At 52.9% G+C, this 15,315-nt stretch carries 13 protein-coding genes and 1 riboswitch; of the genes, 4 read left to right on the top strand and 9 right to left on the bottom strand.

Annotated elements, in window-relative coordinates:
• Window positions 1–137: 137 nt before the first annotated feature.
• Together murI and btuB are read right to left on the bottom strand one after the other, a co-directional pair.
• Window positions 138–1,019 (bottom strand): glutamate racemase, encoded by an 882-nt coding sequence (gene murI, locus BS640_RS14020; RefSeq protein ID WP_084912785.1) that lies wholly within the window; start codon window positions 1,017–1,019, stop codon window positions 138–140.
• Window positions 964–2,838, bottom strand: a complete 1,875-nt coding sequence (btuB, locus tag BS640_RS14015) for a TonB-dependent vitamin B12 receptor BtuB (protein ID WP_084912789.1) — start codon at window positions 2,836–2,838, stop codon at window positions 964–966. Before btuB ends, murI begins: the two co-directional genes overlap by 56 nt.
• Window positions 2,839–2,908: 70 nt before the next feature.
• Window positions 2,909–3,151: riboswitch (cobalamin riboswitch) on the bottom strand.
• A gap of 152 nt (window positions 3,152–3,303) precedes the next feature.
• Between btuB and trmA the strand changes: the two genes are divergently transcribed.
• Window positions 3,304–4,410, top strand: coding sequence for a tRNA (uridine(54)-C5)-methyltransferase TrmA (gene trmA / locus BS640_RS14010; RefSeq protein ID WP_017491071.1), 1,107 nt, complete (start codon window positions 3,304–3,306; stop codon window positions 4,408–4,410).
• Between the two features lie 48 nt (window positions 4,411–4,458).
• On the opposite strand, the gene BS640_RS14005 is transcribed toward trmA, so the two are convergent.
• Both BS640_RS14005 and fabR read right to left on the bottom strand, forming a co-directional pair.
• A complete protein-coding gene (locus BS640_RS14005) occupies window positions 4,459–4,821 on the bottom strand; it encodes a YijD family membrane protein (protein WP_017491070.1) in 363 nt (120 codons plus the stop codon).
• 85 nt (window positions 4,822–4,906) lie between these two features.
• Complete coding sequence (gene fabR, locus BS640_RS14000; protein ID WP_026110421.1) at window positions 4,907–5,563, bottom strand: HTH-type transcriptional repressor FabR; 657 nt, start codon at window positions 5,561–5,563, stop codon at window positions 4,907–4,909.
• 208 nt (window positions 5,564–5,771) lie between these two features.
• Between fabR and sthA the strand changes: the two genes are divergently transcribed.
• On the top strand, window positions 5,772–7,172 hold the full coding sequence (gene sthA, locus BS640_RS13995) for a Si-specific NAD(P)(+) transhydrogenase (protein ID WP_017491068.1): 1,401 nt from the start codon (window positions 5,772–5,774) through the stop codon (window positions 7,170–7,172).
• Here the strand turns inward: sthA and oxyR are convergent.
• Window positions 7,155–8,075: a DNA-binding transcriptional regulator OxyR gene (gene oxyR, locus BS640_RS13990; RefSeq protein WP_017491067.1), complete on the bottom strand. Its 921-nt coding sequence runs from the start codon at window positions 8,073–8,075 to the stop codon at window positions 7,155–7,157. The two genes, sthA and oxyR, sit on opposite strands and share 18 nt — an antisense overlap.
• A 161-nt stretch (window positions 8,076–8,236) precedes the next feature.
• Here oxyR and BS640_RS13985 point away from each other — a divergent pair, with 161 nt between their 5' ends.
• The gene (locus BS640_RS13985; RefSeq protein WP_017491066.1) at window positions 8,237–8,968 is read left to right on the top strand and encodes a glutathione peroxidase; all 732 of its coding nucleotides are present in this window, start codon (window positions 8,237–8,239) and stop codon (window positions 8,966–8,968) included.
• 104 nt (window positions 8,969–9,072) lie between these two features.
• Here the strand turns inward: BS640_RS13985 and argH are convergent, their stop codons facing one another.
• The 4 genes from argH to argC all read right to left on the bottom strand — a co-directional run bounded on the left by argH (window position 9,073) and on the right by argC (window position 13,824).
• Complete coding sequence (argH, locus tag BS640_RS13980) at window positions 9,073–10,446, bottom strand: argininosuccinate lyase (protein WP_084912784.1); 1,374 nt, start codon at window positions 10,444–10,446, stop codon at window positions 9,073–9,075.
• Window positions 10,447–10,548: 102 nt separating this feature from the next.
• Window positions 10,549–11,769, bottom strand: coding sequence for an argininosuccinate synthase (locus tag BS640_RS13975; RefSeq protein WP_017491064.1), 1,221 nt, complete (start codon window positions 11,767–11,769; stop codon window positions 10,549–10,551).
• A 111-nt stretch (window positions 11,770–11,880) separates the two neighbouring features.
• Window positions 11,881–12,654 carry an acetylglutamate kinase gene (gene argB, locus BS640_RS13970; protein ID WP_017491063.1) on the bottom strand — a complete coding sequence of 258 codons (774 nt, stop codon included), beginning with the start codon at window positions 12,652–12,654 and terminating at the stop codon, window positions 11,881–11,883.
• Between the two features lie 165 nt (window positions 12,655–12,819).
• Window positions 12,820–13,824 (bottom strand): N-acetyl-gamma-glutamyl-phosphate reductase, encoded by a 1,005-nt coding sequence (gene argC, locus BS640_RS13965; protein ID WP_084912783.1) that lies wholly within the window; start codon window positions 13,822–13,824, stop codon window positions 12,820–12,822.
• Window positions 13,825–14,028: 204 nt separating this feature from the next.
• Between argC and argE the strand changes: the two genes are divergently transcribed.
• The gene (gene argE / locus BS640_RS13960; RefSeq protein WP_084912788.1) at window positions 14,029–15,180 is read left to right on the top strand and encodes an acetylornithine deacetylase; all 1,152 of its coding nucleotides are present in this window, start codon (window positions 14,029–14,031) and stop codon (window positions 15,178–15,180) included.
• Window positions 15,181–15,315: the final 135 nt, after the last annotated feature.

Genomic DNA, 15,315 nt, shown 5'->3' with positions numbered 1-15,315 from the left:
CGACCCGGCGACTTGGTTCTCGTTAGAGGAGTCGTTGTTCCCGGTCAGTGGAGGCGCATTATAGGGAGTTTCTGAAAGGCCGCAACCCCTATTTTTAAAAAACTTTTCCGACCGCTGAATGTTTAATCAAAAGGCGTTTAAAGCGTCAATTCCAGGATGCTTTTAAAGCCATATGACTGCAAAACAGGCAGCAACCCAGAAGCCGGTTCATCAAGCTTCATACAGTAGGCGATGCTTTCTATTTCGATTCCGTCTTTTTTCGCTGGTATTGAAGTAAAAGCGGTCTCAATTAACCAGTGTGCACGACGTGCAATGGCCAGTCCTGAGTCAATCATTCGCGTTCCATCAGGTAAAACCTGTGCCAACTCGTTACTCAGCAGCGGGAAATGGGTACATCCCAATACCACGGTGTCGGGTGGCTCGCGCAATTTCAGCCAGGGTTGCAGGATTTTCTTTAATAGAGGAAGAGAAACTTCTTCACCGTGCAGCTTTGCTTCGGCCAACTCCACCAGCTCGGCAGAACCCAGCATCAGAATCTTGCAATCAGCCGCAAAACGGGCAATCAGGTCATGAGTATAAGGACGCTGAACCGTAGCACGCGTCGCCAGAAGTCCGACGATACCATTACGCGTCAGTTTGGCGGCAGGTTTGATGGCAGGTACCACGCCCACGACAGGACAGTTGAACTTTGCACGCAGCGCAGGAAGTGAAACAGTGCTCGCGGTATTGCAGGCGATGATAATAATAGAAAGAGGATGGCGCTCGGCGACAGCACTCACTATTTCGACCACGCGCTCGACGATAAACGCTTCTGACTTTTCACCGTAGGGAAATGCCACATTATCGAAAGCGTATATATAGTGCAGGTCCGGCAAGAGCTGCCGGACCTCATGATAAACCGATAACCCGCCGACGCCAGAGTCAAACACCAGCGCCGTCGGGCGAGCCGGTACTATGGCGTTATCAGAAGGTATAGCTTCCAGAGAGGAAATATTCACGTCCTGGTGTCGCGTAGCCATAAACCGTCTCATAATCTTGATTAAAGAGGTTGGCAATTCTAGCACGAACGGTCAGATGGGACGTAACAGGATAAGAAGCGGCGACGTCCCACAGGCTTACACCTCCCAGCTTGACGGTATTGCCACTATTATAGTCCTCGTCATAACGCTCACCGAGATAATGGTAGGTGACAGCCCAATCAATCTGCTCAATCTGCCAGTCCAGCTCGTATTTCACCTGCTGTTTAGCACGGCGCAGCAACGGCTCGTTAGTCTGTGCATCTCGCGCATCGACATAGTCATAAGACAGCTGATGACTCAACGGCCCTGTATCGAAGGATGCCGTCGCCTCAACGCCTTTAATCTTGGCTTCGCCGATGTTGTAATAGCGGTAGGTCACCGGATCGCTATCAATCAGGTTGGTGATTTCATTCTTGTATCCCCCCACCCGCCAGGTGACCGGACCGGTCAGCCCCTCGAACGCACCTTCCCACTGCTTGCTCTGCTCAGGACGCAGATTGATATTGCCATAGTTCTCGCTGTAAACCTGCCCCAGATTCGGCGCCTTATAAGCAGTACCATAGGAGGCAATAAAGCGGTAACCGTCGATAAACTCGTAGGCTGCACTACTCTGCCAGGTAGTGTGCTGACCAAACTGCGAGTTATCGTCGTTACGCAGCGCACCTTCGACCGTTACCGGCCCGAAAAGCTGCTGCGTGGTGGCATAGACGCCGGTATTACGCTGTTCATAGCCTTCACTCAGATAATCGGTGCCCGGCGTGGTGGTTTGCTTCTGCCAGTCGAGACCGCCGCTAATCGTACCGTGCCACGCCTGCACGGTGTTGCCCCACTGCACGTTGTATTGCTCGATATCATCCAGCGTCGCCGAGGCATTATACATCCCGTAGCGCGGGTCATAGTTGTAGGTCTTGGTGTGGGAATAGCTACCAATCAGCTGCGTGGCATAAATGCCTTGGTTATAACGCAGACCGGTATCCCAGGTTTGACTATAAAGCTGCTGAGTATCGATCAACGCATCATAAGGCGCGGTATAACTGTAATCGCCGTCATAGGCGGTGCGGTTGTCGAAACCATAGCCGCGAATAAAGCCGCTGAGGTTGTCATTAAAGTTATGCAGCAATGAACCGTAGAGCGTTTTGCTCATAAAGCCGTCGCGATCGGGCTGGCGCGGGTCACCGTAGTTGTCCGGCAAATTAGCCACCACATCATAGCCGCGGGTATAAGTGTAATTCCCTGCAAAGGTGCCGACGGTATCATCGCCCAGCTTTTGTTGCGTTGCGGCATCGTAAGACTGGTAACCGTTAGAACCGATTCCCGCGCTGAGGGTCGTGCCGAGTTTATCGCGGGTGGTAATAATGTTTACCACTCCGCCGATAGCGTCTGAACCATAAACCGCCGAAGAGGGCCCACGGATATATTCAATCTTCTGTACCAGAGAGATTGGAATTTGGCTTAAATCCGAGGAACCGGTTATTCCGGCCTGATTTAAACGAATGCCGTCGATCAGGATTAATACGTGGCTTGAGTTAGTTCCGCGAATAAACATCGAGCTGGACTGTCCCAGCCCACCATTTTGCGCAATATCCACGCCCGGCAGTCGCCGCATTACGTCAATCAGCGACTTGGACTGCCATCGGTCTATTTGATCTCTTGTCACTATCGTCGTTGCCGCAAGCACCGTTGAAACCGGCTGCGGGAAACGATTAGCGGTGACGACCACTGTGTCGTTATTGTCTGTTTGTGAAGTGCTATCTTGCGCCCAGCCAGAAAATGCCGTGACGGAAAGAACCGTCAGCAGCGCATGTTTTTTAATTGTCATAGAAACGCGCATCCCAACCCAATAAAGGATGCCGCAGTAAAACATAATCCTATTTCGCGAAGATTATGAAAATTGCGACGTAATTCAGGCAGGTCTTCGGGCTTGGGATTTGTTGTTTCTATTAGAATTATTAGAAATAACACCGGGCGATAACTTCCCATCCTTAATAAAGGACAGTGTCTGCATTATTGTTAGATGATAAAGAGTAATAATGCGTTCGCCGTGCTTTCCCCATACCGCTGCGCGACAGCTCCGGATTCCCACCGGATTCCCTTTTAACTCAACAATGGAGGCCTGAGATGAATCCTACGATCAACCTATTTGGAAATCTAGACTTCCACAGCGCTCAGAGAAACTAAATACGACAAAACTGGACATCACCACGGCATTCCCTACAATCAGCGGGCAAAACGCACCACATTCCGCAAAGTTCGCCCATTGATTAGCAGCAAGACGAGAAAATAGATGACGCCTGAAAACCTGCCCATTGAACAATATGACGACCAACTGGCGGAAAAGACCGCCCGTCTCACGGCGCTGATGTCGCCATTTAATGCGCCGGCGGCTGAAGTTTTCCGTTCTCCAGTCAGCCATTATCGTATGCGCGCCGAGTTCCGCGTGTGGCATGACGAGGGTGACCTTTACCACATCATGTTTGACCAGCAGACCAAGGCTCGCATCCGCGTTGATCAATTCCCAGCCGCAAGCGAGCTTATCAACCGCCTGATGCCGGTCCTGCTCGAGGCGGTGAAAGCCGAGCCAGCCCTGCGTCACAAGCTGTTCCAGATTGACTATCTGTCGACCCGCAGCGGCAAAATCATTGCCTCATTGCTGTATCACCGCAAGCTCGACGACGCCTGGCAGACGGCGGCAACCGCATTGCGTGACCAGCTGCGCCAAGACGGCTTCGACATTCAGCTGATTGGCCGCGCGGCGAAAACTAAAATTATGCTGGATCAGGATTATGTCGATGAGGTTCTGCCGGTCGCAGGCCGCGATATGATTTACCGTCAGGTTGAGAACAGCTTCACCCAGCCTAATGCCGCGATGAATATTCATATGCTGGAATGGGCGCTGGAAGTCACCGAAGGTGCAAAGGGTGATTTGCTCGAGCTCTACTGTGGCAACGGTAACTTCTCTCTGGCGCTGGCCCGTAACTTCAATCGCGTGCTGGCGACTGAAATTGCCAAGCCATCGGTGGCCGCCGCACAGTTTAATATCGCGGCCAATCATATTGATAACGTACAGATTATCCGCATGGCCGCCGAAGATTTTACCCAGGCGATGAACGGCGTTCGCGAGTTCCGTCGTTTGGAGGGTGTCGATCTCAAAAGCTATGACTGTGAAACCATTTTTGTCGATCCGCCGCGCAGCGGTCTGGACGACGATACGGTAAAGCTGGTTCAGGGCTATTCCCGCATCCTTTATATCTCCTGCAATCCTGAGACGCTGTGTGCCAACCTTGAGACGCTGCAACAGACTCACCGCGTAAGCCGTCTGGCGCTGTTTGACCAATTCCCATATACCCATCACATGGAATGCGGCGTGTTACTCGAACGCATCGACGCGTAAAACGTAAAAGGGCAGCCCGAGGGCTGCCCTTTCTATATTTAGTACAGATTACGCGTTGTTTACTGCTTTACGTTTCTTCAGGCGGTAGGCGATCCAGAACACCAGAACCACACAGATAATCGACGGCAGGAAGTTTGAACCTAGCTGCGGATATTCGGCGCGAACGATGGTGCTATAGAGCAGCAGTCCCAGCACGAAACACGCGGCGGCCAGCTTGGGAATACCAAAGGGCATCTCGCTTTTCTGGTAGCGAACGTGCAGACAGTAGACGGCCAGAACCAGCGCAATAATCGGGAAAATTGAAAAAGCCACAACGGAACTGAATAAGGCACTAAAGGAGCCGTTAATCGATAATCCGGCAATCAGAGCCAAGACCAGGGTGCCATTATCCTGGCGTGGTTGTTCTGTCATCTTCTAATCCTCTTTTATCCTTTTCAACGTAAGCCGTAGCAGCCTCGACTGCTCGCATCTATTAGCCTACTACCTTGCCATAATTTCAATCGTTTTGAATGACCTCATCGTTAACTGATGTGTCAGCCGTTCTCTCCTGTTGGCGGCGATACCAGTAGTACGCCCCTTTGGAGATCATGCGCAGCTGGAGTACCAGCCGCTCTTCGAGCTGACGACGCTGGGCGAGGTCGACATCTAGCGCCTCTGCACCGGCGTTAAACACGATGATAACCATGGCCTCGGCCTGCGCTTCAGTGAAGCTGCGCGGCATATGGTTTTCGAGTTGCAAATAGTCGGCAAGTTCCGCGATGAAATGCTGAATTTCACGCGCGACTGCGGCACGGAAGGCGGCGGAGGTTCCCGAACGTTCACGTAACAGCAAACGGAAGGCGTTGGGATTGTTGCCGATAAATTCCATAAAGGTAGAGACGGAGGTACGGATCACGCTGCCGCCTTTGGCGATACGCTGGCGCGCCTGGCGCATGAGCTGGCGTAGCATCAGGCCGCTTTCATCCACCATCGTCAGGCCCAGTTCGTCTACATCGCGAAAATGCCGATAAAAAGACGTGGGTGCGATGCCCGCTTCGCGAGAAACCTCACGCAGGCTTAAACTGGCGAAACTGCGCTCAGCGCTCAGTTGGCTAAAGGCCGCCTCAATCAGCGAGCGGCGAGTACGCTCTTTTTGTTGTGCTCTTACGCCCATGACCTTCATCCGATAGTGTCTACTTACCCATTCGCCTGAATTCATTTCACTATACCAAATTTTTCAGCAACGACCGTTATACTAAGTTCAGCATAAAGTTCTTCTGAATGTTGCTGCATTCCCACGAATAGATAACCAGTCGTTGGGAAAATAGGTCTATGATGTTACATTCACGTTGTGATTTTGTATAAAAATAGGTTCCTAATCCATGTCACAGAACTATCATTTCGATGCCATTATCATTGGCTCCGGCCCTGGCGGTGAAGGTGCTGCCATGGGTCTGGTTAAACAAGGCGCCAGAGTTGCCGTTATCGAACGCTATAACAACGTCGGTGGCGGTTGTACACACTGGGGCACTATTCCATCAAAAGCGCTACGTCACGCAGTAAGCAGAATCATCGAATTCAACCAGAATCCGCTTTACAGCGACGGTTCTCGCCCCATGAGCTCGACGTTTCCACAGATTCTCCGTCATGCCGACTCCGTTATTAATCAACAGACTCGCATGCGTGAAGGCTTCTACGAGCGTAACCAGTGCAAACTCTTTGCCGGTGACGCGAGTTTTATTGATGCCAACACCATTTCGGTCACCTATGCCGACGGAACTCAGGACTTTGTGAGCGCCGAGCATATCGTGATTGCCTGCGGTTCTCGCCCTTATCGCCCGGCTGGCGTCGACTTTACCCATCCACGCATTTACGACAGCGACCTGATCCTTGGCCTCGAGCATGAACCGCGCCACGTGATTATCTACGGTGCGGGCGTAATTGGCTGTGAGTACGCCTCCATTTTCCGCGGTCTAAACGTTAAAGTTGACCTGATTAATACCCGCGACCGTCTGCTGGCGTTCCTCGATCAGGAAATGTCCGACTCTCTTTCATATCACTTCTGGAACAACGGCGTGGTGATTCGCCACAATGAAGAATTTGAAAGAATTGAAGGCGTTGATGACGGCGTTATCGTGCACCTGAAATCAGGCAAAAAAGTGAAGGCCGATGCCCTGCTGTTTGCCAACGGACGTACGGGTAATACCGACTCGCTGAATCTGGACAAAATTGGTCTCGAAGCCGACAGCCGTGGTCTGTTAAAGGTCAATAGCATGTACCAGACCGCCTTGCCGCATATTTACGCAGTGGGTGACGTGGTCGGTTATCCAAGCTTGGCGTCTGCCGCTTATGACCAGGGACGCATTGCCGCACAGGCGATGATCCAGGGCGAAGCCAAGGTGCATCTCATCGAAAATATTCCTACCGGGATCTACACCATTCCGGAGATTAGCTCCGTGGGTAAAACCGAGCAGGAGTTGACCGCGATGAAAGTGCCTTACGAGGTGGGCCGCGCCCAGTTCAAACACCTGGCGCGTGCGCAGATAGCCGGTATGAACGTGGGGAGCCTCAAGCTGCTGTTTCACAGAGATACCAAGCAAATTCTCGGTATCCACTGCTTTGGTGAACGCGCGGCTGAAATCATTCACATCGGTCAGGCTATCATGGAACAGAAAGGGGCGGGAAATACCATCGAGTATTTCGTTAATACCACCTTCAACTATCCGACGATGGCGGAAGCCTATCGCGTTGCGGCACTGAACGGCTTAAACCGGCTTTTTTAACGCCAGTGCATCCATGTAGGTTTGCATGTGCGTTTTGATGGCTTCGGCCAGCTGTTCATAACGACCGCGCAACGGGGAACCGGGGCGATACACCAGAGCAATGGTGCGCTTCGGTTCCGGCTTGTCGCAAAGCAGATAGGTTACGCCGTCTCGGCTGCGCTCCTGCGGCACCGCCAGTGACGGCAGTAAAGTAATTCCACTGCCTGCGGCAACCATGTTTCGCAACGTCTCAAGACTGGTTGCGCGAAAATGCGTGTCTTCGTCTGCCCCCGCCTGGAAACAGAAACCTAATGCCTGGTCACGTAAACAATGGCCATCCTCAAGCATCAGCAATTTTTCGCCAGACAGGTCGGCCATCGCTACCTTGTCGCGTGACGCCCACGGGTGATCGTCATAAATTGCCAGCTTCATCGGCTCGTCAAACAATGGCACCTCAATGAAGGCTTCGCTTTCTTTCACCAGCGCCAGAATGGCACAGTCAAGCTTGCCGCTGTCGAGCTGGGCCAACAGTTGCTGAGTCTGAGCTTCGTGCAGATACATTTCCAGTTTCGGGAAGGTTTTATGCAGCGTCGGGATAATTTGTGGCAGCAGGTAAGGCCCAACCGTCGGGATAAGCCCGATGTGCAGCGGACCGGACATTGCCTCGCCCTGCTGGCTGGCCATCTCTTTCAGTACCTTCACCTCACGCAGTACGGTACGTGCTTGATCGACAAGCAATAACCCGGCCTGAGTGAATAAAACCTTGCGGCTGGTTCTTTCCAGCAGCATGACGCCCAACTCATCTTCAAGCTTACGGATTTGGCCACTCAGCGTGGGTTGACTGACGTGGCAAGAATCGGCGGCGCGGCGAAAATGCCGAAATTCGGCCAGCGCGACCAGATATTCCAAATCACGGATGTTCATAGTTTCTCCCTTTCACGAATCACCAAGGCGATAGCCATTAGCGATAGATAAGATAGCAATCAACGATTATATCTATCAAGCTGAATCGTTAATAATGTCCCACATCGAAACGGCAACGCCGAAGAATGATTTTTTATTGAATATTAATTAAGAGGTTATGGATGTTTACAAGCCGCGAAGGAAAAAACGTACCACAAGTCACGTTCCACACTCGTCAGGGCGATAAGTGGATTGATACCACGACCGATGATCTGTTCAAAAACAAAACTGTGATCGTGTTTTCACTGCCTGGCGCGTTTACACCCACCTGCTCGTCAAGCCACCTGCCGCGCTACAACGAATTGGCCGGCGTGTTCAAACAACATGGGGTTGACAGCATTCTGTGTGTGTCAGTGAACGATACCTTTGTCATGAATGCCTGGAAGGCAGAACAGAACGCAGAAAACATTACCTTCATTCCTGACGGTAACGGCGAGTTCACTAAAGGGATGGACATGCTGGTCGAGAAAGCCGACCTCGGCTTTGGCCCGCGCTCATGGCGCTACTCCATGCTGGTACGCAACGGCGTAGTCGAAAAGATGTTCGTTGAGCCAAACAAGCCGGGCGACCCGTTTGAAGTATCAGATGCAGACACCATGCTCAAATATCTGGCGCCTGAATATAAAGTGCAGGAATCCGTGTCGGTCTTTACTAAACCGGGCTGCCCGTTCTGTGCCAAAGCAAAACAGATGCTGCAAGAGCGCGGCATTCAGTATGAAGAAGTTGTATTAGGTAAGGACGCAACCACCGTTAGCCTGCGTGCAGTCAGCGGTCGTGCAACGGTGCCGCAAGTCTTTATCGGGGGTCGCCACATCGGGGGAAGCGACGATCTAGAGCAGTTCTTCGCAGCCTGATAGTCAAATGGGCGGAAAAGAAACGGAAAGTCTCAACACAATAAGAAAGTAGTGTATGAACAATTTGCGGGCCGAGTGGCCCGCTTTTTTTTGTCGGTCTTTTATCAGGCCAGACGGGCTTTTGCTTCACGGATTGCCAGCGCAACCTGCTCAGGCGCGACGCCGCCTTTGGCATTACGCTTATCCAGGCAGGACTGCAGCGCCAGAATCGGGTAAACGTCATCACCGATAATGCTGCTGAATTTTTGCAAATCGGCCAGCGGCAAGGCTTCAAGCGCTTTGCCCTGACGAATGGCTTCAACCACGGCTTCACCCACAATGTGGTGCGCTTCACGGAAAGGCACGCCTTTGGCGACCAGATAGTCGGCCAGCTCGGTTGAGTTGGCATAACCTTGTTCGGCGGCTTCTTTGCAGCGTGGACGCTTAACCTGAATACCGTCGAGCACCAGCGCGGCCATTTGCAGGCAGTCCATCCAGGTGTCGAGCGCGTCAAACAGCCCTTCTTTGTCTTCCTGCATGTCTTTGTTGTACGCCAGCGGCAGACCCTTCAGGGTCATCATCATGCCGGTCAACGCGCCCTGTACACGGCCACACTTACCGCGGATAAGCTCCAGCGCGTCCGGGTTTTTCTTCTGTGGCATGAGTGAAGAGCCGGAGGTTACGCGGTCAGACAGGTCAACAAAGCCCGCTTCGCCGGTGTTGAAGAAAATCAGATCTTCGGCAAAACGCGACAGGTGAACCATGCTGATTGAGGCGTTAGACAGCAGTTCGAGAATATGGTCACGGTCGGAAACGCTGTCGAGACTGTTGCGGGTTGCCGATGCAAAGCCCAACCAGCCAGCCAGCTGTTCGCGATCGATAGGGTAAGCCGTACCTGCCAGCGCGCCGCTGCCCAACGGGCTCACGTCGAGACGGGTCAGAGTATCTTGTAAACGGCTTTCATCACGGGCCAGCATTTCAACGTAGGCCAGACACCAGTGTGCAAAAGTGACCGGCTGGGCGCGCTGCAGGTGAGTATAACCCGGCATCACGGCATCCTGATTTGCTTCGGCGGTTTCAACCAGCGCCTGCTGCAACTGCTTAACGGCCAGCTGAAGCTCGACAACCTGCGTTTTACACCACAGCTTGATGTCGGTCGCGACCTGATCGTTACGGCTACGGCCAGTGTGCAGCTTCTTGCCGAGGTTACCGACCTTGTCGATAAGCTTCAGCTCAACCCAGCTGTGAATGTCCTCTGCATCACTCTCCAGAATAGCGCGAGGATTCGCACGCACTTCTTCCAGCAACACGTTCAGCGCGCCTTCCAGCTGCTGCTGTTCGTCGGCGGTCAGCACATTTACGGTGACCAGCGCTTTCGACCAGGCTACCGAGCCCACGATATCCTGCTCAGCCAATCGATAGTCAAACCGCAGTGAATCATTCAGTTCTTTAAAACGCTGATCTGCTGCCTGACTAAAGCGTCCGCCCCATAGTGCCATGATAATGCTCCCGACTTTACTTGCTTAAGAAGTGATATTTGAAGAGATGATTCAGGCATGCGAGGTGTCTCGCACGCCTGATGTAACGCTTATTGCTAACGCTTATTTCTTGGCTGCGTTCAGCGCACGGATACGTGAAGACAGGGAGAACAGACGAATGAAGCCGCCCGCGTGGCTGTGGTCATACACTTCATCTTCGCCGAAGGTCGCGAACTCTTCAGAGTACATGCTGTTGGCTGATTTCTTCTGAATTGCGGTTGCGGTGCCCTTGTACAGCTTGACAACCACTTCACCGTTAACGTCCTGCGCCAGAGAGTCGGCGGCTGCCTGAATGGACTCACGCAGAGGCGCGAACCAACGGCCGTCGTACACAACGTAAGACATTTCCTGACCCAACTGCTCACGCCATTTGAAGCTGTCGCGGTCCAGAACCAGCTGCTCAACGCCACGCAGTGCAGCCATCATGATGGTGCCGCCTGGGGTTTCGTAGCAACCGCGAGATTTGATGCCTACCAGACGGTTTTCAACGATGTCGATACGGCCCACGCCGTGTTTCACGCCCAGCGCGTTCAACGCTTCCAGACATTTGAACGGGCTCAGTTCCTGGCCATTCACGCCAACCACTTCGCCTTTCTCAACCTTGATGGTCACCAGTTCGGCTTCGTCCGGCGCATCTTCAGGTGCAACGGTCCATGCCCAGCAGTCTTTGTTCGCTGCATTCCAAGGGCTTTCCAGCACGCCGCCTTCGGTAGAGATGTGCCAGGCGTTTTCGTCACGGCTGTAGATTTTTTCCAGAGACGCAGTGGTCTTGATGTTACGCACTTTCAGGTAATCCAGCAGCGCTTCACGGGAACGCAGGTCCCACTCACGCCATGGAGCCACCACTTTCAGCTGTGGAGCCAGCGCGGTGTAGGTCGTTTCGAAACGAACCTGGTCGTTACCTTTACCGGTCGCACCGTGACACACCGCGTCAGCACCGACTTTGAGCGCCAGCTCAACCTGTGCTTTAGCGATCAATGGACGTGCCATTGAGGTGCCCAGCAGGTAGGTACCTTCATACAGCGCGCCGCTTTTCAGCACGGGATAAACGTAGTCTTTGATGAACTCTTCACGCAGATCGACAACGTGGCATTCTGACGCACCAGTATCCAGCGCTTTCTGCTCAATACCTTCCAGGTCTGCCTGGTCCTGACCGATGTTGGCTACGAATGCCACCACTTCGCAGTTACCGTAGTTTTCTTTCAGCCATGGAATGATCGCTGAAGTATCCAGACCGCCCGAGTAAGCGAGAACAATTTTGCTGATGCCTTTAGTTACTGCCATGATAATTTCCTTAAATTTCTGATTTCGCTGTCGGTTTCAGTGAGATAACCGACCGCTTTTACATTATAAATTTCTTAGGGCTTGGGTCATTGGAGCCAGAGCCCCCCGGCCTTACGCCAGAATACGGGTGCCGATGGCTTCGCCGTTGAACAGAGCCGGAAGCTGATCGGCATGACGCCAGCTGGCAATATCGACCGGGCGACCTAAGGTGCGCGCTGCGTCGAGAGCCGCGTGCACTTTCACAATCATGCCGTCGGTGATAATGCCCTGCTCAATCATCTGCTCCGCTCTTTCGGCGGTCATTTCAGGCACGCGCTGGCCTTTACCGTCGAGAATGCCGCTCACGTCGGACAGCAGAATCAGGTCTGCGCCCAGCGTAGCTGCCAGCGCCGTCGCAGCCTGGTCGGCGTTGACGTTCATCAGTTCGCCCTCGGCAGTGATGCCGATAGAGCTGACTATGGGCAGGTAACCCGCAGCGGTCAGGGTGTTAATCAGTTTCGGAGAACCGGCTTCGGCTTTACCCACAAAGCCAAGGTCTTCGCTCAACTGCGTGACGCTGACGGAACCCCCGTCGGCCAGAGACAGGCCCACGGCGTTAATGTCATTTTTAACCGCCCAGGACAGCAGCGTTTTGTTGGCGCTACCGGCCAGTGCACCGGTGATGATGTCAATCTGGTCCGCCGGCGTCACGCGCAGACCGGACTTCTTGACCACCGGCAGGTTGAGACGCTTCATCAGGTCATCGACCAGATAACCGCCGCCGTGGACTATCACCAGCGGGCGTTGATATTCCTGACGGTAGGCAACCAACGCGGAGAACAGGCGCTCCAGTGCTTCTTCGTTGTCCAGTAACACGCCGCCTAACTTGATGATCAATGGATTCATATTCACGCCCCGTTCTCCCTGTACATTTGAGGATGCTGCCTGGTTGGGAGTTAATTGTTCTTTAATTTACCATCCATGAGGCGATCAAGAAACGCTCAAAAGAAGGTGTTTTATAAAATTAACAATCCGTTAGCCAACTAACGAATTGTTATTCAGTTCAATCACTTAAACCAGTGACGTCGTTTCCGGGAAACCGAAGCGCAGGTTCAGACACTGAACCGCCTGCGCCGATGCCCCTTTCAGCAGGTTATCTTCTGCCGCAACAATAATGACGTGCTCACCCTGAACGGCGTAGCCAATATCGCAGAACGGCAGACCCACCACGCTCTTCAGCGCCGGCATGCCTTTATCGTATAGACGCACCAGCGGTTTGTTGGCATAGGCACTCTGGAATGCCTCGGCAACCTGTTCAGCGCTCACGCCTGGCTTCAGGCGGCAGGTCACGGTGGCCAGAATACCGCGTGGGAAGCTGCCCAGATGCGGGGTGAAGATGACCGGCGTCCCCAGATGGGTAGAGATTTCCGGGTGATGACGGTGATTGAATACGCCGTATGCGTGCAGACTGACCTCGCAGAAGCTGGTCCCCAGGCTAGCTTTACGCCCTGCCCCGCTCACGCCGCTGGTCGCGTTGATAACCGGCCACTGATCCTGATTAAGCAGGTCTTTTTCTAACAGGGGTTTGATAGCCAGCTGGGCCGCCGTCGGGTAGCAACCCGGTACGGCAATCAGCTGCGCTTCTTTCAGCTTGTCTGCCTGCCACTCGGCCAAACCGTAAACAGCCTTGTCGAGCCAGTCCTGGTGTTGATGCTCAAAACCGTAGAACTGAGTATAAAACGCCGGGTCTTTAACGCGGAAGGCACCCGAGAGGTCGAACACGATACAACCGGCCGCCAGGAACTGTGGTGCCAGGTCGTGGCTGACTTCATGTGCCGTGGCTAAAAAAACAACGTCAACGCCCTTCGCGGCTTCTGCGACGTTTTCCAAAGGTAAAACAGGCAGATCGACGATGCCTTTCAGCTGCGGGTGCAGGTCGGACAGTAACTTTCCTGCATCTGCACTTTGCGCTGAAACCGTTAAACCGGTTATGTTCATATGTGGGTGACGATTTAGGTAGAGCGCGAGTTCCGCTCCCGCATAACCGGTGGCACCAACAATCAGCGTATTCAACATGGGCTCAGTTCACCTTCTTTTAAAAAATAGAGGGCTCACTGCGTTTTTTACGCCAGAAGCCCGCGAAATTCAGCCTGTTCGACCCTTTTACATTCACACCAAAACCTGCGTGTTTTTGGGGTTTCCTTACGAACCGGCTTAATGTATTTTTATTCACATAAAATGCATGAATATTTATATTACCCTAACCAAAGGCTGTCAACAGTGAAGATGAAATTACCTCCTTTTATTGAGCTATACCGCGAGTTAATCGCCACGCCTTCGATCAGTGCCACCGACAGCGCATTGGATCAGAGCAATGAAACCCTAATCAACTTGCTGGCGTGCTGGTTCAGCGATTTGGGCTTCAAGGTCGAGATTCAGCCGGTACCTAATACGCGCAATAAATTCAACATGCTGGCCAGCATTGGTGAAGGTGCTGGCGGCCTGCTGTTGGCGGGTCATACCGATACCGTACCTTTCGATGATGGACGCTGGACGCGCGACCCCTTCACCCTAACCGAGCACGAAAACAGGCTCTACGGACTGGGCACCGCTGACATGAAAGGCTTTTTCGCGTTTATCGTCGATGCATTACGTGATATCGATACCGAGAAGCTCAGCAAGCCGCTGTACATTCTGGCGACCGCAGATGAAGAAACGACGATGGCCGGTGCCAGCTACTTCGCTAAAACCTCGGCCATCCGTCCAGACTGCGCCATCATCGGTGAGCCAACCTCGCTAAAACCGGTGCGCGCACACAAAGGCCACATCTCTAACGCCATTCGTATCACCGGCCAGTCGGGCCACTCGAGCGACCCTTCACGCGGCATTAATGCGATTGAGCTAATGCATGACTCCATCACCCATCTGATGGAACTGCGTAAGACGCTGCAAACGCGCTACAACCACAGCGGCTTTGCGATTCCTTATCCGACCATGAACTTTGGCCACATCAACGGCGGTGATGCGGCAAACCGCATCTGTGCCTGCTGTGAACTGCACATGGATATTCGCCCGCTGCCGGGCCTGACGCTGTCGGATTTAGACGAATTGCTTAACGAAACGCTTGAGCCTGTCAGCAGTCGCTGGCCGGGCCGTCTGACCATTGAAGCGCTGCATCCACCGATTCCGGGCTATGAATGTCCGCCGGATCACCGCCTGGTGCAGGTGGTCGAGAAGCTGCTGGGAACCGAAACTGAAATCGTTAACTACTGCACCGAGGCGCCGTTTATTCAGGAACTGTGCCCGACGCTGGTTCTCGGTCCTGGCTCAATCGATCAGGCCCACCAGCCTGATGAATATATCGATACCGCCTTCATCAAACCGACGCGCGAACTGATAACTCAAGTGGTTCATCACTTCTGTCATCACTAATTCAGCTAAACTCGTTTTAGTATTGTTAAAAATATGTAACAAAAAAAGGGGCATCGAAAGGTGCCCTTTGATATTGTACAAAACGGCCAATTAGCCAGACTAATAACCTACCGGCTGTAATTAAATTTCAGTCTG

The organism is Rouxiella badensis, assembly GCF_002093665.1.
Taxonomy (GTDB): Bacteria; Pseudomonadota; Gammaproteobacteria; order Enterobacterales; family Enterobacteriaceae; genus Rouxiella; species Rouxiella badensis.
This window is presented reverse-complemented; position numbering and strand designations above follow the sequence as displayed.

Excerpts from the sequence above, each read along its gene's own strand:
- trmA (WP_017491071.1), top strand. The coding sequence starts at position 3,304 with ATGACGCCTGAAAACCTGCCCATTGAACAATATGACGACCAACTGGCG.
- btuB (WP_084912789.1), bottom strand. The coding sequence starts at position 2,838 with ATGACAATTAAAAAACATGCGCTGCTGACGGTTCTTTCCGTCACGGCA.
- BS640_RS13985 (WP_017491066.1), top strand. The coding sequence starts at position 8,237 with ATGTTTACAAGCCGCGAAGGAAAAAACGTACCACAAGTCACGTTCCAC.
- BS640_RS14005 (WP_017491070.1), bottom strand. The coding sequence starts at position 4,821 with ATGACAGAACAACCACGCCAGGATAATGGCACCCTGGTCTTGGCTCTG.
- sthA (WP_017491068.1), top strand. The coding sequence starts at position 5,772 with ATGTCACAGAACTATCATTTCGATGCCATTATCATTGGCTCCGGCCCT.
- argH (WP_084912784.1), bottom strand. The coding sequence starts at position 10,446 with ATGGCACTATGGGGCGGACGCTTTAGTCAGGCAGCAGATCAGCGTTTT.
- BS640_RS13975 (WP_017491064.1), bottom strand. The coding sequence starts at position 11,769 with ATGGCAGTAACTAAAGGCATCAGCAAAATTGTTCTCGCTTACTCGGGC.
- murI (WP_084912785.1), bottom strand. The coding sequence starts at position 1,019 with ATGGCTACGCGACACCAGGACGTGAATATTTCCTCTCTGGAAGCTATA.
- argC (WP_084912783.1), bottom strand. The coding sequence starts at position 13,824 with ATGTTGAATACGCTGATTGTTGGTGCCACCGGTTATGCGGGAGCGGAA.
- oxyR (WP_017491067.1), bottom strand. The coding sequence starts at position 8,075 with ATGAACATCCGTGATTTGGAATATCTGGTCGCGCTGGCCGAATTTCGG.
- fabR (WP_026110421.1), bottom strand. The coding sequence starts at position 5,563 with ATGGGCGTAAGAGCACAACAAAAAGAGCGTACTCGCCGCTCGCTGATT.
- argB (WP_017491063.1), bottom strand. The coding sequence starts at position 12,654 with ATGAATCCATTGATCATCAAGTTAGGCGGCGTGTTACTGGACAACGAA.